Genomic DNA, 20,142 nt, shown 5'->3' with positions numbered 1-20,142 from the left:
TGTACATAATATAAAAGCCCTGCAATGATAAATGCAGGGCAATCAATTTATAATTAGATAGGGATGCCTTTTAAGATTGACCGCCGCTGCAATGACCGCCACCACCGCCGCTGCAATGACCACCGCCACTGCAATGATGACTACAATGATGATTGCAGTGGTAATGACAATGATGGCTGCAATGATGGCTGCAATGATGGCTGCAATGATGATTGCAATGGTAATGACAATGATGACTGCAATGATGATGATCACTGCACTGACGAGCTTGATCAACTACGTATGGGTACTGAGTATACCAGGGTACAGCACTGCTGACATTTAAATCACCGACACCTAATCCCTGGAGATCCCATTGGAAACTATTCAACAAAAAAACCTCCTCATTCATTTTGTATGGGCTGAAATATTTGAACGGAACAAATAGAATTCCCTCATAATACAGATATTTCACTGATAAATCCGCTCATATTCCCCATAACAATATATGGAGTACGCTTGAACTAAGTTACTTAATAAATTTTAATTATCAAACTTACCACAAATTTATTAACTTAGTTTTTTATAATATATTAATAATAAAAGGATTAATCTTTTTTGACCTCATTCTGACCATGAAACATATAATAAGGTAGAATGTTTCATTTCACTATTATTTAATAAAAGCGAACGGAGTCTTGCCATTATGATAAATGTATTGTTTCATCTTTCTTCCTATTTTATAAACAAATAAAAGAACGTAGAAAATACGACAGATAAAGTTCTAAACTTCCATCTAGATCAAGGTAAAGCTGTAGCTGGAAGCATGCAATTAGATACGAATATGTTTATGACTGACGGTGATATTGGTGGAGAAGTTGAAGGTGGCGTTAAACAAGATGGCGTCATTCAATTCTTAGCTCCTGAAGGCAAAGAAATCAACATTAAAAACATCAAAGAATTAAAACTGAAATTTGGAGATGTCACAACTGACGATTACATGAATAGTAAAGATGTGACATTCACAGTTAAAGTAAACCAAATGTTTCATTAAAGCCCTTGAATGATGAGGGCTTTTTTATTTATCACCACTAAAAAACACTTTCCTAGTAGAAAGTGTTTTTGTTTATAAGTAACGTTCTCATTCATTTTTAACGCTTCATAAGAATAACTGATCTTTCGAGAAGCTTCTTACATGGAACTCTTTTTCATCGCCTCAGCCATTTCCACTTCACCCTCTGCTTCCAGCTTTTCAATGATGCAGGCATAATCCCTTTCGTGGCGATTTTGACTTAATTTGAAAGCAGTCTGAACTTTATTAATGATGATCTTAAAGCCTACAATGCCTTTCATTTGTTCTCGTCCCCATAAGGAAGGCGAGTACCTTCTTAGTGGTATCCATCCAAAAAATAAAAATCTCTAATCATCGTGAACAAAGGTGGTTTAGGTAACCGAAAGTCTTTGAGCATGTTGGTCTTTAAATTCTATACGCAGAGTTTCCAAATTTTCTTATCATGTATAATTTGCTAAACCTGCAGTTCCCTTCCTCTTTCATAACATAATCTCCAGTTTTATTAGCCACTATTCGTTAGAAGTCCACATAGGTTGAAATTAGAATTTATACCTTTGATCACCATCATTTAAAATGATGAATATCATGGTTTAATTTAGGAACTATAAAAAGGTGACCAATCGTAAAGAAAGGAAGGTCGCTCAATGAATATTTTACAACTAGGGAGGATGACAATGGGAATTTTAAGTGGAAATCCAACGGATGAACCTATGCACTATGGCGAAGTGTTTGGTACATGGTCTTACTTGATGGTAGCTAAAAGTTTAGTTGCTGGTTATCAAACCCACTTAAACCATGCAGGTGACGAAGACTTACAAAAATTAATTGAAGAAGCTATTCAAGGTGCGCAACAAGAAATCAAAGAAATTGAAACTTTACTAAAAGAAAATGGAATTGGCTTACCTCCAACACCTCCTGAACGACCTAAAGCTTGTATAGACGATATTCCAGTAGGGGCACGTTTTCAAGATCCAGAAATAGCCGCTGGTCTTTCGGCGAACATTGCGTCAGGATTAGTATCGTGTAGCACAATTATGGGGCAATCCATTCGAGAAGACATTGCTATGATGTTTGGACAGTTTCATACTCAAAAGGCAGCATTTGGAGCAAAAGTCCTTAGACTTAATAAAGAAAAAGGATGGTTAATTCCACCACCTCTTCATCATAGCAAAGCAGAAGATTGCTAATCATAAGATGATTAAACATTAAAGAGTAAGCCGATTTTAGGGTTTACTCTTTTCTTGCTAAGCCTTGAACTTTCTACAAAATGAAAATTTCTCCTTCAATCTCTCTATAACCTCTACATTTTGCCATTCCCATCAATTGTCTCTGAGCCTACATCATCTAGCCCTACAAGATCAATTCCTATAATTTCCCTAAAATATTTTCCTCAGATTTAAAAGCTCCTTTTACTGTAGGTTGTTTTAAACATTGATAGCAGCTTACATGTGTTTTAAAACCTCGAAAATAACCTTTCTCTATTATAGTCCTTGCAATTGCAGCACATGGTGGACTACTACGATGAATATCTAATCTATGCTGAAATGACTTGTTAATATGAAAGAAAAGGCCTCCCAACAGTTAGCAAACTGATGAAAGACCTTCTCTTTTAGTTAGCTCTTTTTCCACAAGTTTCCGGTAAATCCGTGGACAAGAAAAGCATATTATCGTTTCAGGCGTTGATATATCAAGGTTTTACCTTAATTACATCATTCCACCCATACCACCCATGCCGCCCATATCCGGCATTCCGCCGCCTGAGCCGCCTTCTTCTGGTTTGTCAGCAACGACTGCTTCAGTTGTTAGAAGCATTGCTGCAACAGAAGCTGCGTTTTGAAGTGCAGAGCGAGTTACTTTTGTTGGGTCAACGATTCCTTTTTCGATCATGTTTACCCATTCGTTTGTTGCTGCGTTGAAGCCTACGCCAATTTCTTCGTTTTTCAAGCGCTCAACGATGACTGATCCTTCAAGACCTGCGTTGTGAGCGATTTGGCGGATTGGCTCTTCAAGAGAACGTAGAACGATGTTTACACCTGTTTGAACGTCACCATCAGCTTCGATTGAAGCGACTTTTTTGTATACATTCACAAGTGCTGTACCACCACCGGATACGATACCTTCTTCAACTGCTGCACGAGTTGAGTTGAGTGCATCCTCGATGCGTAGTTTACGCTCTTTTAGTTCTGTTTCAGTTGCAGCACCAACTTTGATGACAGCGACGCCACCAGCTAGTTTTGCAAGACGTTCTTGTAATTTTTCTTTATCGAATTCAGAAGTTGTTTCTTCTACTTGTGCACGGATTTGGTTCACACGTGCTGAGATTTGAGCAGAATCTCCTGAACCTTCTACGATGGTTGTGTTTTCTTTTGTCACAACGACTTTAGAAGCGCGGCCAAGCTGACCGATTTCAGTTGATTTTAGGTCAAGTCCTAGATCTTCTGTGATTAACTCTCCGCCAGTTAGAACAGAGATATCTTCAAGCATTGCTTTACGACGATCACCGAATCCAGGTGCTTTTACTGCCACTGCGTTGAATGTTCCACGAAGTTTGTTCACAACAAGTGTTGCAAGTGCTTCGCCTTCTACATCTTCAGCAATGAGCAATAATGGTTTTCCTTGTTGTACAACTTGCTCAAGTACAGGAAGGATTTCTTGAATGTTTGTGATTTTTTTATCAGTGATTAAGATGTAAGGATTTTCAAGAACCGCTTCCATCTTATCAGAATCCGTCACCATGTATGGTGAAGCATATCCGCGGTCAAACTGCATTCCTTCAACCACTTCAAGCTCAGTTGTGAATCCTTTAGATTCTTCGATTGTGATCACGCCGTCGTTACCTACACGCTCCATTGCTTCAGCGATTAGGCTTCCAACTTCTTCATCTGCTGCAGAAATAGACGCAACTTGAGCAATTGATTCTTTGCCTTCGATTGGTTTAGAAATCTCGTGCAAGCCTTCAAGTGCTACTTTCACTGCTTCTTCGATCCCTTTACGAACGCCAACAGGGTTTGCACCAGCTGTTACGTTTTTAAGACCTTCACGGATCATCGCTTGAGCTAGAACTGTTGCAGTCGTTGTACCGTCACCAGCTACGTCGTTTGTTTTGCTTGCAACTTCAGCCACAAGTTTTGCACCCATGTTTTCAAATGCATCTTCTAATTCGATTTCTTTTGCGATCGTTACACCATCATTTGTGATAAGTGGAGAACCGAATTTTTTCTCAAGAACCACGTTACGTCCTTTAGGTCCTAAAGTTACTTTTACAGCATCTGCAAGTGCATCTACACCACGTAGCATCGCGCGACGTGCTTCTTCACTGAACTTAATATCTTTTGCCATAATAACGAAACCTCCTCAGTCTTTTTAAAAATGTATCTCAATGTTTTTTATGTGATTAACCAATAACAGCTAAAATGTCGCTCTCACGAAGGATTAAATATTCTTTGCCTTCATATTTCACTTCAGTGCCTGCATATTTTGAGAAGATAATGCGGTCGCCTGTGTTTACTTCTAACGCAACGCGCTCACCACTTTCAAGTACACGACCTGAACCTGCTGCAACAATTTTACCTTCTTGCGGTTTTTCTTTTGCAGAATCCGGTAACACAATACCGCTAGCGGTTTTTTCCTCAGATTCAACGAGTTCAATGATTACGCGATCGCCTAATGGCTTTAACATAAGAAACAACCTCCTCAATTTTTATATGTAGTCTTTTTTAGCACTCATCACCAGTGAGTGCTAACACATTTATTATAATAAAGAATGTCTTCTGTAATTTCAAGTAAAAACCTTTAAAAATTTTTACGCTTTCATGATCTTTTTTCAACTCAGATTCTTTCCTTTTCATCGAAAAAGAAGACTTGTGTTACAATAAATCTAGTTCTTTTAGTAAAGGGGTTTTCGTTACTTGAAAAAACAATATTGGTACATCATCTTAACGTATATATTGGTGCAGGTTTCTGCGTTTCCGTATGTGTTCATTATGAAGTGGTTAGGTTACATTCAGACACCGATGACACAAGCAGAGCTCTCTAAATTGTCAGGTACATGGACAATCATCAGCTTCTGTGTCGGATTAATCATTATTCTGCTCATCCTTCGGACTGTGCCAAGAGCTTCACTTCGAAATGAAGAACCGGCTTCAGTCGGCGCGGCAATCGCTTGGATCATTGTCGGTTTCTTTCTATCACTTCTAACTCAATCGATTGCAGGAATGATTGAACAATATGCATTCGGCATTGGACGTGAGTCAGAAAACACGCAAAATATCTTATCTATTATGGATGCTTTTCCTTTTCTGGTTGTTATTATTGCACTAATTGGACCGATACTTGAGGAGATTATTTTCCGAAAAATCGTTTTTGGTGTAATTTATGAAAGGTCGAATTTTTTTATTGCGGCACTTGTTAGTTCAGTATTTTTCGCTGCTGCACATTCTGATTTTGACCACTTCTTTCTTTATACCGCAATGGGCTTTACCTTTGCCTTTTTATATGCGAAAACAAAACGAATCATTGTTCCAATCGGTGCTCATATGCTGATGAACTCACTCGTTATTCTTGTGCAGATTGAGCCAGTAAGAAAAATGATTGAAGAACAATCTCAAACAATGCAAATGATTATTGGAGGCTTTTTCTCATGAGAAACCCTGTTGTATGGGGCATCATTTATTTTGCCGTAGGTGTGGCTTTCACCTATATGGCCATTCAAAATCCAGGTGACATGTGGTCATTTTACAGCATTTTGCTGATGGTGTTTGCGGCCTATAATATTAATATCGCGCTTAAAATGTTTGCCTTCTCTGTCAAACTCAAAAAACAGCAGCAAAAATAAATCAAAAACCATTTTCTGCACTTGGAAAATGGTTTTTTTATGGAGGTCAAGTTTTCATGAAACAAGAAAAACTGAACATCTTAAATGAGCAGCATGAAACGATTGGAGTCGCTGACCGATCAGATATCCACGCCCAAGGCCTTTGGCATGAAACCTTTCATTTTTGGCTTCTCAAAAAGGAACATGACACCACCTATCTCTATTTTCAGCTAAGAAGTCCCGCAAAAAAGGATTTCCCTTCTCTTTTTGATATCACCGCAGCAGGTCATCTTCTTGCAAATGAACAGCCTTCTGACGGTGTGAGAGAGGTAGAAGAAGAGATCGGTCTTACTATACCTTTTGAGGATTTGACCTTTGCAGGAGTTATACAGGATGAAATCCATCTACCCGATTTGACTGATCGTGAATGTTGCCATGTCTATCTTTACGTCCATCAAGAAGAGCAGATGAACATTCAATTACAAAAGGAAGAAGTCGCTGGACTTTACAGAGCAAATCTAATGGATGCACAGCAGCTTTTCACTAGAAAATTTGAAAACATGCAGCTGGAGGGCTTTGAAATTGATGAAGCCGGAGAACGACGTGAGGAAAGCAGAGTAGTCTGTATACAAGATTTTGTCCCGCATGAGCCTTCCTATTATCAGCATCTATTTCAAGCGATCAATCAATTCCTTTCACAATAGAAAAAGCATCGTGACCCTTATTCGGATCACGATGCTTTTTTATGTGACATCATAACTTTCTTTCTCCTCTGTTTGCTGCATTTTGCGATAGGTCACTCTCGAAATGACGATACTCACTTCGTATAAAACGAGCATCGGCAAGGTAACCATGAGGTGAGAAACAAGCTCTGGCGGTGTAATGAGTGCGGCAATGACAAGGAGGACAAAATAGGCATACTTCCGTATTTTTGATAAAAACATCGGTGTGATGATGCCAAGTCTTGTGAGAAACATCAACACAACGGGCATCTGAAACAAAAAGCCAAACGGAAGTGTTAACTGCATCAGAAATGTAAAATACTCATGAATCCCAATGACTTGCTCTACATTTAAATCATTCGACATTCGCATCATAAAATCAACGACAAACGGAAACAAAATAAAATAAGAGAAAGCCACACCGCTCAAAAATAAAAGCAGTGCAATTGGAATATAAGCAAGTGTCACCTTTCTTTCTTTTTCATATAAGCCGGGGCTCACAAACGCCCAAAGCTGATATAAAATCACGGGACACGTCAAAACCAAAGCGATGACAAATGCGAACTGCATAAACACGTACAGCGGATCTGTGAGCTTAAATGCATTCAGTGTCAGTGTGGCCGCTTCATCGGTATTTTGTAAATACACAATGACCGGCTTAGCAAGAAAAAAACCAGCCACCATAAAGGCGACAAAAAACATCGCAATGATCACTAAACGTTTTCGCAGTTCCACAATATGCTCCATAAGCGGCATATCTTTGACATTCATGAAGCTCATCCTATTCTACTGATCTTCTTTTTTCTTTTTTTCTTCCTGATCATCAGCTAAACCTTTTGTGGCATTTTTGAATTCACGTAATGTATCTCCTGCTGCTCTTCCTAATTCAGGAAGCTTTTTCGGCCCAAAAATAATGAGCGCAACAATCGCAATCAGAACCAAACTTCCAGGACCGATCGGACCCATTTGCTCCACCCCCTTTACCCCTTTTCGTCAATCCTCCTGTGTAACAGAGTAATGCTTTAAGAAATACACAAGTGACTGAAGTTCAACCGCCAAATCTATATGATGAATTCGAATGTGTTCCGGCACATTCAATCGAGCCGGCGTAAAATTAAGGATTCCTTTGATGCCAAGGGCAATCAAACGATCTGTAATGGGTTGAGCTGCTACGGCAGGTACTGTCAAAATGGCAACAGGAATATCTCCTACCTCTTGAACATGCTCTTCAAGCTTATCCAAATCATAGACAGGCACGCCGCCTATCTCACTTCCTATTTTACTCTCATTGACGTCAAAAGCCATTGAAATTTTTGTATTATTGTTTTTGATGAAATTATAGTGTAAAAATGCAGTCCCTAAATTCCCGACACCGATGAGCATGACATTGGTCATTTCATCTTGGTCAAGTGTCTTTCTGAAGAAGGTCAAAAGGTAATCGACATTATAGCCATAGCCCTTCTTCCCAAGTGCACCAAAGTATGAAAAATCTCGGCGAATGGTAGCAGAATCCACTTTGACTGCATCACTAAGCTCTGCTGATGACACCCTTTGTTTTCCTGATGCATGCAGATTTTTTAAAAAACGGTAATATAGCGGCAAACGTTTGGCTGTCGCTTGTGGAATTTTTGACTGATCTATATTCATATAAGGTCCTCCAACTTAAATATCAGATGCTCTGTGAAAATCACCGTTTTTCCCACCTGTCTTTTCAATTAAATAGGTAGGACCGATGATCATGCCTTTATCAATCGCTTTGCACATGTCGTAAACAGTCAGTGCACATACTGAAGCAGAAGTGAGCGCTTCCATCTCCACACCCGTACTTCCTTTTGTTTTCACCTGTACTTGTATGTTCAGAATGTGCGCATTTCCGTCTTCCTCCCAATCAAAGGAGATATCCACACCTTTTAGTGCAAGCGGATGACACATTGGAATGATGGTAGATGTTTGCTTTGCTGCCATAATGCCAGCAACCTGTGCAACAGACAGCACATCCCCTTTTCCAATTTCACGCTGCTCTATTTTATGAAACACTTCTTTTATCATACGAACACTTGAAGCAGCAACGGCGGTTCTCACGGTAGACGATTTGTCACTAATGTCGACCATCTTTGCTCTTCCCTGTTCGTTAAAGTGGCTAAATTGACTCATCTTTTCAACGCTCCCTCACTCAAATGATACACTATTTTTTCCTATCTGTCTTTCATTTGAATATGGCGATTGTATGTAACATTTGCTGGTTTACTGCTGATAAGCTACACTTAACATATTATAGCAGAGGTGAAGTTACATGATGATTCTACAAGTGAATCAGCTGTCCAAATCGTTTGGTGCTGATACCGTTTTAACGAATATAAAATTGGAAGTCAAAGCAAGGGATCGGATTGCCATTGTAGGTCGTAACGGCGCAGGCAAATCCACCCTTTTGAAAATCATTGCCGGTCAATTGTCTTACGAGCAAGGTGAGATCATCAAACCGAAAGACCTATCGATCGGCTATTTAGCACAGCATACCGATGTGACGTCTACACGTACGTTAAAAGACGAATTATTATCGGTTTTTGATCATTTGAAAAAGATGGAACAAGAGATGAGAACCATCGAGGAGAAAATGGCTTCCTCTACAGGTTCTGAGCTAGATTCCCTCATGAAAACCTATGACAGGCTACAGCAGGAATTTAAAGACCAAGGCGGCTATCAATACGAAGCAGACGTCCGCTCCATTCTTCATGGGCTCGGCTTTAGTCACTTTGAAGATGGGACAACCGTTCAATCCTTAAGCGGCGGCCAGAAAACCCGTCTAGCGCTTGGAAAGCTCTTATTAATGAAACCAGAACTCTTAATTCTGGACGAGCCGACCAACCATTTAGATATTGATACCTTATCATGGCTGGAGCAGTATTTGCAAAATTATACAGGCGCCATTCTGATCGTGTCCCATGACCGCTACTTCTTAGACAAAGTGGTGAACCATGTTTATGAAGTCTCAAGAACTGCCATGAAAAAGTTTGCAGGCAACTATAGTAAGTATCTTGATCTGAAAGCTGAGCAGCTAGAGCGTGATATGAAGCTTTACGAAAAGCAACAAGAAGAAATCTCAAAGCTTCAAGATTTCGTAGATCGCAATCTAGCAAGAGCCTCAACCACAAAGCGCGCTCAGAGCAGACGCAAGCAGCTGGAACGAATGGATCGTATAGATAAGCCATTAGGTGATGAAAAATCCGCAAACTTTCATTTTGATATTACGAGACAAAGCGGCAATGATGTGCTGAAGGTACATGATCTCGACATTCGTTATGATGAAAAAACACCGCTTCTATCCTCTCTTTCTTTTCAGATCAAACGCGAGGATAGCGTGGCACTCATTGGTCCTAATGGGATCGGAAAATCAACCCTTTTAAAAACGTTAACGAACGCATTAAAGCCTGTAAAAGGCGACATCACCTTTGGATCTCATGTCACAATCGGCTACTATGACCAAGAACAAGCCAAACTGACATCCTCCAAAAAAGTGCTCAATGAGCTTTGGGATGACTATCCTCATATGAATGAAAAAGAAATTCGGACATGTTTAGGGAACTTCCTCTTTTCCGGTGACGACGTCTTAAAGCCCGTTCATGCATTAAGCGGTGGAGAAAAAGCGCGCCTTGCCCTGGCAAAGCTGATGCTCCAAAAAGCCAATTTCCTGATACTTGATGAGCCTACAAACCATTTGGACTTAGATAGTAAGGAAATTTTAGAAAATGCACTGATTGATTATCCAGGAACCATCTTATTTGTCTCGCATGACCGTTATTTTATCAACCGTCTGGCAACGAAAGTATTCGAGCTGTCACCTACAGAAACAAAAGAGTATCTCGGTGATTATGACTACTACCTTGAAAAGAAAAATGAACAATTAGAACTTGAAGCGATTCAAGAAAATGAGGCGCTGAAAAAACAAGCAGCAAAGCCAGTTGAAACGGCAAAGCTTTCGTATGCGGAAGAAAAAGAACTGAAAAAGAAAGAAAGACAAAAGCAGCGCAGAATCGAGGAAATTGAAGAACGGATTGCTGTCATCGAAGCGAAGCTTGGTGAAAATGAAGAGCTTCTATGTGATCCTGCTATTTTTCAAGATCACGAGAAGGTCCAAAACATTCAAACAGAAAATGATACGCTTCATCAAGAGCTGGAATCCCTTTTCTCAGAGTGGGAAGAGCTATCCGAATCGTAAAGAGTGCCCTAATGGGTGCTCTTTTTTCTTTTTAGTGAAGATTTCTTATCCACATTAATATCCACAATAACTTCTTTATTATTCTTTTAAAAATCGGACTTATCCACTTTATCCACAGAGATTTAATCACATATCCACATAAAAGAACGTATTTGTGCACATCCACTTCATTTTAAAACGAAATTTTCTAACAATTGTGGATATATCATGTTTACTTGTGAATAAATCGCTTTCATTAAAAATGAAAAAAACCTGTGTATCCACAGGAGTTTTCATTCATATGAGACAAGTGGTAAGCCCGGCTGGCCATTCATCGCCATATCGCCTCTTATACCTTTTTCAAACGCAATGGTTCCAGCAGCAGCGATCATGGCTGCATTGTCTGTACAAAGAGATAATGGTGGAATAATGACCTTCACGTCAGGAAGCTTCGTGAATGCTATCGTTAAGGCTTCTCTCAGTCCTTTATTGGCAGCGACTCCACCAGCTAGGACAACCTGCTTGACGCCATAGGCCTCAGCCGCTTTTAATGTTTTCCCAACAAGCACCTCAATGACACTTGCTTGAAAACTTGCTGCCAAATTCTCTGGAGCAATTGTTTCTCCCTTTTGAGATGCATTGTGTAGTGTGTTAATAACAGCTGATTTTAATCCACTAAAGCTAAAATGATAGGAACCTTCTTCAAGCCATGCACGTGGAAGCTTAATCGTTGGCTCTCCTTCATGTGCTAACCGATCAATATGAGGTCCGCCTGGATACGGGAGACCCATCGTCCGGGCCACTTTATCGTAAGCTTCTCCAGCCGCATCATCTAATGTTTCTCCGATAACCTCAAAAGACCCGTGCTCTTTCATTAGTACAAGCTCAGTATGTCCACCAGAGACAACAAGAGCCAAACATGGAAACTGCAATTCATCTACAAGTTGATTTGCATAAATATGCCCCGCAATATGATGTACACCAACAAGAGGAATTTGATGAGCAAAGCTCAGTGCCTTGGCTGCATTGACACCGATCAGAAGAGCACCAACTAAGCCCGGTCCTTCTGTGACAGCAATGGCATCTAAATCCTGAAAGCTCATATTGGCCTGTGCCATCACTTCTTCTAACACGATGGTGACTTGCTCCACGTGATGCCTTGAAGCAATTTCTGGGACAACTCCGCCAAATCGTTTATGGCTTTCTATTTGCGATGCGACTATATTCGCTACAATTTCTTTCCCATTTTTCACAATAGATGCCGCTGTTTCATCACAGCTTGTCTCTATACCTAATATAAATCGATCTGTTTGTTCACTCATTTATATTCACCCACATGACCAATGCATCTTCCCCATTATCCGTATAATAATTCTTTCGAATAGAAGCTGGTCTGAAACCAAGCTTTTCATAAAGGGATTGTGCAGGTGTATTTGACACCCGCACCTCTAAAGAAAGATGATCTGTCTTTTTTTCTTTACAAAATTCCATGACATATCGCAGCAATGCTTCCCCGTAACCCTTTCCTCTATGCTCAGGAAGAATCGCAATGTTCGTAATTTGTGCATCGTCCATGACGATCCAGACCCCGCAATAGCCAACAGGCTGCTCATCTTCTTCAATGAGGAAATAATGGCTATACTGGTTATGGAGAATCTCATAGACAAATGATTCTTTTTTCCAAGGCGCAGTAAACGAATGCACTTCAATCGTATATACCTCTGGAATGTCCGCTACCGTCATTTTTCGAATCTCGGTTATGTTGAGATTATTTTTGTCCTTCAAGCCATTTCACTTCCGCTTCTGCCAAACGAATATAGTTAGGAACAAGCTGATGGACATCTTCAGCAGGACGATCTGCCCCTAAAAACGCAAGCATTGAAGGTCTTGGGTTATGAAAAGCTCCCTCCGCTATCACAGCCGTTTCTCCTAAAATGGAGCCAATGCTTTCTTCATGAAGATGCACATCCTGTCCAAGGAATAGGACAGGCTTTCCTGTCTGCTTCAGCTCATGAAGCCAATCCGTGAGCAAGATATTTTGGTCTGGTTTGATCTCTTTGATTTTTCCTTCTTCAAACGTATATAGCCCAGTATATACTTGTCCTCTTCTCGCATCGAATAGTGGTGAGATCCATCCATCAAAGTATTGACCATTTGCCGCAAGTGTTTCTAAACTCGAAACAGCTGATATCGGGATAGACAGCGTCCATGCGAGTGTTTTGGCAATGGTCACACCAATTCGGACGCCAGTGTAGGAACCAGGTCCTTTTGCTACAACAATTTTACTTAGTTCACTTGGGGCTACACCACATTCTTTCATCAATGCCTCAACAGTCGGCATCGCTCGGACGGAATGGTTCTTTTTTAAATACGTAATGCTCTCACCAATCACTGTGGAATCTTTGACAAGGGCAATTCCTAGTGTATGGTTTGACGTATCAATTGCCAGTATGGTCAAATTCTTTCATCTCCTTACAAAGGGTCTCATAGCGTTCCCCTTTTGCACTAAACGTGAGATGACGTTCTTCTTCACGTTCTGTTCTTAGCATTTCTATTTTCAAGTAGGAGGAAGGCAATTGAGGTCCAATGAGATGTGCCCACTCAACCAAGCATACACCTTCGCCCTCAAAATATTCTTCGAGCCCGATATCTTCTTCCGCATCTTCCATGCGGTACACATCCATATGATAAAGTGGCAGTCTGCCATCGGTATATTCTTTAATAATCGTAAAGGTAGGGCTGTTGACGATACGGGTAATCCCTAAGCCTCCTGCAAAACCTTTTGAAAAAGTCGTTTTGCCTGCGCCTAAATCTCCTTCTAATGTCAAAACATCGCCTGGCATCACAAGTTTGGCCAATGCAGCGGCAATTCGTTTCGTCTCATCCGCACCTTTTGTCGTCCACGTTAATTTCACAGTTGATGTCACCTCATTTCTTAAAATGATTATATCCTTTTTTCATTAACATTGTTTGCTGTTCATTGTCTTTTAATAGAACGCTTGCTGCTTGATCACCTTTGACTTGTCCAATGCGTTTGACTTGAATGTCTTTTTTTCTACATTGCATTTCAAAGCTATCCCAATCAGCCTCTGAAATTGTACCAGTTAATACAAAGTCTTCCCCGCCAAATAACACCCATTCCAGCCAGTCTTTACGCAGCACTGGTAAATTTGGATGTACAGGGAGGTTGTTTGCTTCTATCTCTATCGTCACACGACTCGCTTCGGCTATCTCATTCAGCTCACTCGCTAATCCATCACTCACATCATTCAAGGTGACCCGCGGGAAGCTTGAGCAAATGAGGCCAGCAGCAATGTGGGGCTGAGGCTTTTTATGACGCTCAAGAAAAAAGGCTGTGTCGACTGCCTTGGGAGGGGCTACTTCGTTCATTAAAAGTGATAATCCAGCAGCTGATGAACCAAGCTCACCTGTGACAAAGACGACGTCTCCTGTCTGAGCACTGTGACGATAACAAGCTTTCCCCTTTGGTACCTCGCCAATGACCGTCACTGTAATGACAAAGTCACTGCGAGTGGCAACCGTATCTCCACCAATCAAATCCATATGATAAGTATCAGCCAATGCTCTCATTCCCTCGTAAAGAGCTGAAACGATCGTCTCATCACCATGAGGCGGGATCGCAATTGATACAAGATAATACTTTGGGGTTCCTCCCATTGCGGCGATATCACTGACATTGACCGCTAGTGCTTTAAAGCCAATCTCAAAAGGTGTGGAAAAATCAAAGCGAAAATGAACATGCTCCACCATTGTATCAACACAAACGACCTCTTCACAATGTGAATGAGGTTGATAAACACTTGCATCATCTCCGATGCCCATAACCAAAGAACGCTGATGTGTTTCTTTTGGTGTAATTCGGCGAATAAGATCAAATTCATCCATAAAAAGCAGCCCCTTCATGCAATCAGTTGATTGAGTAGACACGATGTCAGACATAATTAGTATTAGTGTAAGCCAATATGAGTTTCAGTTTCAATTAAAAATGATATAAAGAAAGCCTGGTATGAAAAAACCAGGCTGGGTTGAAGTGATCTATCTTTTCTTTTTACATAACGTGTAGCCAAACAAAAAGCCATTCAATGTATATTGGATACGTATGAAAAGAAAAAGACATAAAAAAAAAACGAAACTATACGTTTTCGTTTACAAGTCATAAAAATGGCGGTCCGGACGGGACTCGAACCCGCGACCTCCTGCGTGACAGGCAGGCATTCTAACCAACTGAACTACCGGACCATTTTGGTTGCACTCACTGAGCACTACCCATTGGTATATAAAATAATTTGGTTGCGGGGGCAGGATTTGAACCTGCGACCTTCGGGTTATGAGCCCGACGAGCTACCGAACTGCTCCACCCCGCGACGATATAAATATAACAAGCTTGGCGGCGTCCTACTCTCACAGGGGGAGACCCCCAACTACCATCGGCGCTGAAGAGCTTAACTTCCGTGTTCGGTATGGGAACGGGTGTGACCTCTTCGCTATCGCCACCAAACCTGATGGAGAGAATGTTCTCTCAAAACTAGATAACAATGTTCAAGCTTCACATTAGAATATAGGTTAAGTCCTCGATCTATTAGTATCTGTCAGCTCCACGTGTCACCACGCTTCCACCTCAGACCTATCAACCTGATCATCTTTCAGGGATCTTACTTCCTTGCGGAATGGGAAATCTCATCTTGAGGGGGGCTTCATGCTTAGATGCTTTCAGCACTTATCCCGTCCGCACATAGCTACCCAGCGATGCCCTTGGCAGAACAACTGGTACACCAGCGGTGCGTCCATCCCGGTCCTCTCGTACTAAGGACAGCTCCTCTCAAATTTCCTGCGCCCGCGACGGATAGGGACCGAACTGTCTCACGACGTTCTGAACCCAGCTCGCGTACCGCTTTAATGGGCGAACAGCCCAACCCTTGGGACCGACTACAGCCCCAGGATGCGATGAGCCGACATCGAGGTGCCAAACCTCCCCGTCGATGTGGACTCTTGGGGGAGATAAGCCTGTTATCCCCGGGGTAGCTTTTATCCGTTGAGCGATGGCCCTTCCATGCGGAACCACCGGATCACTAAGCCCGACTTTCGTCCCTGCTCGACTTGTAGGTCTCGCAGTCAAGCTCCCTTGTGCCTTTACACTCTGCGAATGATTTCCAACCATTCTGAGGGAACCTTTGGGCGCCTCCGTTACATTTTAGGAGGCGACCGCCCCAGTCAAACTGCCCACCTGACACTGTCTCCCTGCCCGATAAGGGCAGCGGGTTAGAAGGTCAATACAGCCAGGGTAGTATCCCACCGATGCCTCCACCGAAGCTAGCGCTCCGGTTTCCAAGGCTCCTACCTATCCTGTACAAGCTGTACCAACATTCAATATCAGGCTGCAGTAAAGCTCCACGGGGTCTTTCCGTCCTGTCGCGGGTAACCTGCATCTTCACAGGTACTATAATTTCACCGAGTCTCTCGTTGAGACAGTGCCCAGATCGTTGCGCCTTTCGTGCGGGTCGGAACTTACCCGACAAGGAATTTCGCTACCTTAGGACCGTTATAGTTACGGCCGCCGTTTACTGGGGCTTCAATTCGCACCTTCGCTTACGCTAAGCGCTCCTCTTAACCTTCCAGCACCGGGCAGGCGTCAGCCCCTATACTTCGCCTTACGGCTTCGCAGAGACCTGTGTTTTTGCTAAACAGTCGCCTGGGCCTATTCACTGCGGCTTCTCGGGGCTTTAACACCCTAAGAAGCACCCCTTCTCCCGAAGTTACGGGGTCATTTTGCCGAGTTCCTTAACGAGAGTTCTCTCGATCACCTTAGGATTCTCTCCTCGCCTACCTGTGTCGGTTTGCGGTACGGGCACCTCTCACCTCGCTAGAGGCTTTTCTTGGCAGTGTGGAATCAGGAACTTCGCTACTAAATTTCGCTCGCCATCACAGCTCAGCCTTTACGGGAAACGGATTTGCCTATTTCCCAGCCTAACTGCTTGGACGCGGATATCCAATACCGCGCTTACCCTATCCTCCTGCGTCCCCCCATTGCTCAAATGGTGAGGAGGTGGTACAGGAATATCAACCTGTTGTCCATCGCCTACGCCTTTCGGCCTCGGCTTAGGTCCCGACTAACCCTGAGCGGACGAGCCTTCCTCAGGAAACCTTAGGCATTCGGTGGACGGGATTCTCACCCGTCTTTCGCTACTCATACCGGCATTCTCACTTCTAAGCGCTCCACCAGTCCTTCCGGTCTGACTTCACAGCACTTAGAACGCTCTCCTACCACTGTTCGTAAGAACAGTCCGCAGCTTCGGTGATACGTTTAGCCCCGGTACATTTTCGGCGCAGAGTCACTCGACCAGTGAGCTATTACGCACTCTTTAAATGGTGGCTGCTTCTAAGCCAACATCCTGGTTGTCTAAGCAACTCCACATCCTTTTCCACTTAACGTATACTTTGGGACCTTAGCTGGCGGTCTGGGCTGTTTCCCTTTCGACTACGGATCTTATCACTCGCAGTCTGACTCCCAAGGATAAGTCATCGGCATTCGGAGTTTGACTGAATTCGGTAACCCGGTAGGGGCCCCTAGTCCAATCAGTGCTCTACCTCCGAGACTCTTACCTTGAGGCTAGCCCTAAAGCTATTTCGGAGAGAACCAGCTATCTCCAGGTTCGATTGGCATTTCACCCCTACCCACACCTCATCCCCGCACTTTTCAACGTGCGTGGGTTCGGGCCTCCATTCAGTGTTACCTGAACTTCACCCTGGACATGGGTAGATCACCTGGTTTCGGGTCTACGACCACGTACTCATGCGCCCTATTCAGACTCGCTTTCGCTGCGGCTCCGCATCTTCTGCTTAACCTTGCACGGGATCGTAACTCGCCGGTTCATTCTACAAAAGGCACGCCATCACCCTTTAACGGGCTCTGACTACTTGTAGGCACACGGTTTCAGGATCTATTTCACTCCCCTTCCGGGGTGCTTTTCACCTTTCCCTCACGGTACTGGTTCACTATCGGTCACTAGGGAGTATTTAGCCTTGGGAGATGGTCCTCCCGGATTCCGACGGAATTTCACGTGTTCCGCCGTACTCAGGATCCACTCTGGAGAGAACAACATTTCAGTTACAGGGCTGTTACCTTCTTTGGCGGGCCTTTCCAGACCTCTTCGCTTATATCGTTCCTTTGTAACTCCGTATAGAGTGTCCTACAACCCCAAGAGGCAAGCCTCTTGGTTTGGGCTGTTCCCGTTTCGCTCGCCGCTACTCAGGGAATCGCATTTGCTTTCTCTTCCTCCGGGTACTTAGATGTTTCAGTTCCCCGGGTATGCCTTCTCATACTCTATGTATTCAAGTATGGATACTACTCCATTACGAGCAGTGGGTTTCCCCATTCGGAAATCTCCGGATCAAAGCTTGCTTACAGCTCCCCGAAGCATATCGGTGTTCGTCCCGTCCTTCATCGGCTCCTAGTGCCAAGGCATCCACCGTGCGCCCTTTCTAACTTAACCATTTCTTACTTTAGAAAGAATCACTATGTGTGATGAACTTTGCATTGCATTCAATGTGAATGTATTACTTATTGTTATCTAGTTTTCAAAGAACAATCCTGTCTCGCTAGAGACATGTCTTGAAGGAATGATCCTTCAAAACTAAACAAGACGAAAACGCACACTGCTCCATATATCCTTAGAAAGGAGGTGATCCAGCCGCACCTTCCGATACGGCTACCTTGTTACGACTTCACCCCAATCATCTGCCCCACCTTCGGCGGCTGGCTCCATAAAGGTTACCTCACCGACTTCGGGTGTTGCAAACTCTCGTGGTGTGACGGGCGGTGTGTACAAGGCCCGGGAACGTATTCACCGCGGCATGCTGATCCGCGATTACTAGCGATTCCAGCTTCACGCAGTCGAGTTGCAGACTGCGATCCGAACTGAGAACAGATTTATGGGATTGGCTAAACCTTGCGGTCTCGCAGCCCTTTGTTCTGTCCATTGTAGCACGTGTGTAGCCCAGGTCATAAGGGGCATGATGATTTGACGTCATCCCCACCTTCCTCCGGTTTGTCACCGGCAGTCACCTTAGAGTGCCCAACTAAATGCTGGCAACTAAGATCAAGGGTTGCGCTCGTTGCGGGACTTAACCCAACATCTCACGACACGAGCTGACGACAACCATGCACCACCTGTCACTCTGTCCCCGAAGGGAAAGCCCTATCTCTAGGGTTGTCAGAGGATGTCAAGACCTGGTAAGGTTCTTCGCGTTGCTTCGAATTAAACCACATGCTCCACCGCTTGTGCGGGCCCCCGTCAATTCCTTTGAGTTTCAGTCTTGCGACCGTACTCCCCAGGCGGAGTGCTTAATGCGTTAGCTGCAGCACTAAGGGGCGGAAACCCCCTAACACTTAGCACTCATCGTTTACGGCGTGGACTACCAGGGTATCTAATCCTGTTCGCTCCCCACGCTTTCGCTCCTCAGCGTCAGTTACAGACCAGAGAGTCGCCTTCGCCACTGGTGTTCCTCCACATCTCTACGCATTTCACCGCTACACGTGGAATTCCACTCTCCTCTTCTGCACTCAAGTTTCCCAGTTTCCAATGACCCTCCCCGGTTGAGCCGGGGGCTTTCACATCAGACTTAAGAAACCGCCTGCGAGCCCTTTACGCCCAATAATTCCGGACAACGCTTGCCACCTACGTATTACCGCGGCTGCTGGCACGTAGTTAGCCGTGGCTTTCTGGTTAGGTACCGTCAAGGTGCGAGCAGTTACTCTCGCACTTGTTCTTCCCTAACAACAGAGCTTTACGATCCGAAAACCTTCATCACTCACGCGGCGTTGCTCCGTCAGACTTTCGTCCATTGCGGAAGATTCCCTACTGCTGCCTCCCGTAGGAGTCTGGGCCGTGTCTCAGTCCCAGTGTGGCCGATCACCCTCTCAGGTCGGCTACGCATCGTCGCCTTGGTGAGCCATTACCCCACCAACTAGCTAATGCGCCGCGGGTCCATCTGTAAGTGACAGCCGAAACCGTCTTTCATCCTTGAACCATGCGGTTCAAGGAACTATCCGGTATTAGCTCCGGTTTCCCGGAGTTATCCCAGTCTTACAGGCAGGTTACCCACGTGTTACTCACCCGTCCGCCGCTAACATCCGGGAGCAAGCTCCCTTCTGTCCGCTCGACTTGCATGTATTAGGCACGCCGCCAGCGTTCGTCCTGAGCCAGGATCAAACTCTCCGAAAAAGTACAAAACCGAAGTTTTGTTTTTCGTCAGCGTTTGACTGACTACCTATGATATTACATAGGATTTTTTTATAAAAACTCGAATTAACAGGTACGTTTTGTCTTGTTTAGTTTTCAAA

At 43.5% G+C, this 20,142-nt stretch carries 18 protein-coding genes, 2 tRNA genes, 3 rRNA genes and 1 pseudogene; 6 read left to right on the top strand and 18 right to left on the bottom strand.

Going from position 1 to position 20,142, the window contains the following annotated elements:
• Positions 1–42: 42 nt before the first annotated feature.
• The gene (locus tag MHH54_RS03115) at positions 43–276 is read right to left on the bottom strand and encodes a hypothetical protein (protein WP_342500660.1); all 234 of its coding nucleotides are present in this window, start codon (positions 274–276) and stop codon (positions 43–45) included.
• A 529-nt stretch (positions 277–805) separates the two neighbouring features.
• On the opposite strand from MHH54_RS03115, the gene MHH54_RS03110 reads away from it, so the two are divergent.
• On the top strand, positions 806–1,033 hold the full coding sequence (locus tag MHH54_RS03110; RefSeq protein ID WP_003214202.1) for a hypothetical protein: 228 nt from the start codon (positions 806–808) through the stop codon (positions 1,031–1,033).
• Positions 1,034–1,170: 137 nt separating this feature from the next.
• Here the strand turns inward: MHH54_RS03110 and MHH54_RS03105 are convergent.
• Positions 1,171–1,338, bottom strand: a pseudogene (locus MHH54_RS03105) (FMN-binding negative transcriptional regulator); the annotation flags it as partial.
• 387 nt (positions 1,339–1,725) lie between these two features.
• On the opposite strand from MHH54_RS03105, the gene MHH54_RS03100 reads away from it, so the two are divergent.
• Positions 1,726–2,238, top strand: a complete 513-nt coding sequence (locus MHH54_RS03100) for a DUF3231 family protein (RefSeq protein ID WP_003214445.1) — start codon at positions 1,726–1,728, stop codon at positions 2,236–2,238.
• A gap of 517 nt (positions 2,239–2,755) precedes the next feature.
• Here the strand turns inward: MHH54_RS03100 and groL are convergent.
• Both groL and groES read right to left on the bottom strand, forming a co-directional pair.
• Complete coding sequence (gene groL / locus MHH54_RS03095; protein ID WP_003213977.1) at positions 2,756–4,390, bottom strand: chaperonin GroEL; 1,635 nt, start codon at positions 4,388–4,390, stop codon at positions 2,756–2,758.
• Positions 4,391–4,445: 55 nt separating this feature from the next.
• The gene (gene groES, locus MHH54_RS03090) at positions 4,446–4,730 is read right to left on the bottom strand and encodes a co-chaperone GroES (protein WP_003214120.1); all 285 of its coding nucleotides are present in this window, start codon (positions 4,728–4,730) and stop codon (positions 4,446–4,448) included.
• 229 nt (positions 4,731–4,959) lie between these two features.
• Here groES and MHH54_RS03085 point away from each other — a divergent pair, with 229 nt between their 5' ends.
• From MHH54_RS03085 to MHH54_RS03075, 3 genes are read left to right on the top strand one after another with little or no spacing between them, the layout of a single operon-like run.
• Positions 4,960–5,694: a CPBP family intramembrane glutamic endopeptidase gene (locus MHH54_RS03085; protein ID WP_065099116.1), complete on the top strand. Its 735-nt coding sequence runs from the start codon at positions 4,960–4,962 to the stop codon at positions 5,692–5,694.
• Positions 5,691–5,885 carry a YdiK family protein gene (locus MHH54_RS03080; protein WP_003213897.1) on the top strand — a complete coding sequence of 65 codons (195 nt, stop codon included), beginning with the start codon at positions 5,691–5,693 and terminating at the stop codon, positions 5,883–5,885. The genes MHH54_RS03085 and MHH54_RS03080 overlap by 4 nt, the downstream gene beginning before the upstream one ends.
• Positions 5,886–5,941: 56 nt before the next feature.
• Positions 5,942–6,568: an NUDIX domain-containing protein gene (locus MHH54_RS03075; RefSeq protein WP_342500659.1), complete on the top strand. Its 627-nt coding sequence runs from the start codon at positions 5,942–5,944 to the stop codon at positions 6,566–6,568.
• A gap of 39 nt (positions 6,569–6,607) precedes the next feature.
• On the opposite strand, the gene tatC is transcribed toward MHH54_RS03075, so the two are convergent.
• The 4 genes from tatC to moaC are packed head-to-tail and all read right to left on the bottom strand — an operon-like array spanning position 6,608 to position 8,740.
• Positions 6,608–7,366 (bottom strand): twin-arginine translocase subunit TatC, encoded by a 759-nt coding sequence (tatC, locus tag MHH54_RS03070; RefSeq protein ID WP_095117754.1) that lies wholly within the window; start codon positions 7,364–7,366, stop codon positions 6,608–6,610.
• A gap of 6 nt (positions 7,367–7,372) precedes the next feature.
• Positions 7,373–7,552 (bottom strand): twin-arginine translocase TatA/TatE family subunit, encoded by a 180-nt coding sequence (locus MHH54_RS03065; RefSeq protein WP_003214302.1) that lies wholly within the window; start codon positions 7,550–7,552, stop codon positions 7,373–7,375.
• Between the two features lie 27 nt (positions 7,553–7,579).
• Positions 7,580–8,233, bottom strand: coding sequence for a redox-sensing transcriptional repressor Rex (locus MHH54_RS03060; protein WP_003214118.1), 654 nt, complete (start codon positions 8,231–8,233; stop codon positions 7,580–7,582).
• A gap of 15 nt (positions 8,234–8,248) precedes the next feature.
• Entirely contained in the window at positions 8,249–8,740 is a 492-nt protein-coding gene (moaC, locus tag MHH54_RS03055; RefSeq protein ID WP_003214058.1) for a cyclic pyranopterin monophosphate synthase MoaC, read from the bottom strand.
• A gap of 139 nt (positions 8,741–8,879) precedes the next feature.
• On the opposite strand from moaC, the gene MHH54_RS03050 reads away from it, so the two are divergent.
• Positions 8,880–10,802 (top strand): ABC-F family ATP-binding cassette domain-containing protein, encoded by a 1,923-nt coding sequence (locus tag MHH54_RS03050; protein WP_106032862.1) that lies wholly within the window; start codon positions 8,880–8,882, stop codon positions 10,800–10,802.
• 272 nt (positions 10,803–11,074) lie between these two features.
• On the opposite strand, the gene tsaD is transcribed toward MHH54_RS03050, so the two are convergent.
• The 10 genes from tsaD to MHH54_RS03000 all read right to left on the bottom strand — a co-directional run bounded on the left by tsaD (position 11,075) and on the right by MHH54_RS03000 (position 20,023).
• Positions 11,075–12,103 (bottom strand): tRNA (adenosine(37)-N6)-threonylcarbamoyltransferase complex transferase subunit TsaD, encoded by a 1,029-nt coding sequence (tsaD, locus tag MHH54_RS03045; protein ID WP_342500658.1) that lies wholly within the window; start codon positions 12,101–12,103, stop codon positions 11,075–11,077.
• Positions 12,096–12,524, bottom strand: a complete 429-nt coding sequence (rimI, locus tag MHH54_RS03040) for a ribosomal protein S18-alanine N-acetyltransferase (protein ID WP_003214231.1) — start codon at positions 12,522–12,524, stop codon at positions 12,096–12,098. The genes tsaD and rimI overlap by 8 nt, the downstream gene beginning before the upstream one ends.
• 25 nt (positions 12,525–12,549) lie before the next feature.
• Positions 12,550–13,239, bottom strand: coding sequence for a tRNA (adenosine(37)-N6)-threonylcarbamoyltransferase complex dimerization subunit type 1 TsaB (gene tsaB, locus MHH54_RS03035; RefSeq protein WP_327839965.1), 690 nt, complete (start codon positions 13,237–13,239; stop codon positions 12,550–12,552).
• The gene (gene tsaE / locus MHH54_RS03030; protein ID WP_003214433.1) at positions 13,220–13,696 is read right to left on the bottom strand and encodes a tRNA (adenosine(37)-N6)-threonylcarbamoyltransferase complex ATPase subunit type 1 TsaE; all 477 of its coding nucleotides are present in this window, start codon (positions 13,694–13,696) and stop codon (positions 13,220–13,222) included. Before tsaE ends, tsaB begins: the two co-directional genes overlap by 20 nt.
• 13 nt (positions 13,697–13,709) lie before the next feature.
• Complete coding sequence (gene thiL, locus MHH54_RS03025; protein ID WP_342500657.1) at positions 13,710–14,687, bottom strand: thiamine-phosphate kinase; 978 nt, start codon at positions 14,685–14,687, stop codon at positions 13,710–13,712.
• Positions 14,688–14,964: 277 nt separating this feature from the next.
• Positions 14,965–15,041: transfer RNA gene (locus tag MHH54_RS03020), tRNA-Asp, on the bottom strand.
• Between the two features lie 48 nt (positions 15,042–15,089).
• A tRNA-Met gene (locus tag MHH54_RS03015) sits at positions 15,090–15,166 on the bottom strand.
• Positions 15,167–15,184: 18 nt separating this feature from the next.
• Positions 15,185–15,300, bottom strand: a 5S ribosomal RNA gene (gene rrf / locus MHH54_RS03010).
• 61 nt (positions 15,301–15,361) lie between these two features.
• Positions 15,362–18,292: ribosomal RNA gene (locus MHH54_RS03005) — 23S ribosomal RNA — on the bottom strand.
• Between the two features lie 182 nt (positions 18,293–18,474).
• A 16S ribosomal RNA gene (locus MHH54_RS03000) occupies positions 18,475–20,023 on the bottom strand.
• The 16S, 23S and 5S rRNA genes sit together here with 2 tRNA genes alongside, the layout of an rRNA operon.
• Between the last annotated feature and the right edge of the window lie 119 nt (positions 20,024–20,142).

Source organism: Bacillus sp. FSL K6-4563 (genome assembly GCF_038630405.1).
GTDB lineage: Bacteria > Bacillota > Bacilli > Bacillales > Bacillaceae > Bacillus > Bacillus pumilus.
Note: the sequence above shows the minus strand (reverse complement) of the source record. Positions and strands in the feature narration are given on the sequence as shown.

Bases quoted from the DNA above. Each gene is read 5' to 3' on its own strand.
- MHH54_RS03110 (WP_003214202.1), top strand. From the start codon at position 806: ATGCAATTAGATACGAATATGTTTATGACTGACGGTGATATTGGTGGA.
- MHH54_RS03100 (WP_003214445.1), top strand. From the start codon at position 1,726: ATGGGAATTTTAAGTGGAAATCCAACGGATGAACCTATGCACTATGGC.
- groL (WP_003213977.1), bottom strand. From the start codon at position 4,390: ATGGCAAAAGATATTAAGTTCAGTGAAGAAGCACGTCGCGCGATGCTA.
- groES (WP_003214120.1), bottom strand. From the start codon at position 4,730: ATGTTAAAGCCATTAGGCGATCGCGTAATCATTGAACTCGTTGAATCT.
- MHH54_RS03080 (WP_003213897.1), top strand. From the start codon at position 5,691: ATGAGAAACCCTGTTGTATGGGGCATCATTTATTTTGCCGTAGGTGTG.
- MHH54_RS03075 (WP_342500659.1), top strand. From the start codon at position 5,942: ATGAAACAAGAAAAACTGAACATCTTAAATGAGCAGCATGAAACGATT.
- tatC (WP_095117754.1), bottom strand. From the start codon at position 7,366: ATGAGCTTCATGAATGTCAAAGATATGCCGCTTATGGAGCATATTGTG.
- MHH54_RS03065 (WP_003214302.1), bottom strand. From the start codon at position 7,552: ATGGGTCCGATCGGTCCTGGAAGTTTGGTTCTGATTGCGATTGTTGCG.
- MHH54_RS03060 (WP_003214118.1), bottom strand. From the start codon at position 8,233: ATGAATATAGATCAGTCAAAAATTCCACAAGCGACAGCCAAACGTTTG.
- moaC (WP_003214058.1), bottom strand. From the start codon at position 8,740: ATGAGTCAATTTAGCCACTTTAACGAACAGGGAAGAGCAAAGATGGTC.
- MHH54_RS03050 (WP_106032862.1), top strand. From the start codon at position 8,880: ATGATGATTCTACAAGTGAATCAGCTGTCCAAATCGTTTGGTGCTGAT.
- tsaD (WP_342500658.1), bottom strand. From the start codon at position 12,103: ATGAGTGAACAAACAGATCGATTTATATTAGGTATAGAGACAAGCTGT.
- rimI (WP_003214231.1), bottom strand. From the start codon at position 12,524: ATGACGGTAGCGGACATTCCAGAGGTATATACGATTGAAGTGCATTCG.
- thiL (WP_342500657.1), bottom strand. From the start codon at position 14,687: ATGGATGAATTTGATCTTATTCGCCGAATTACACCAAAAGAAACACAT.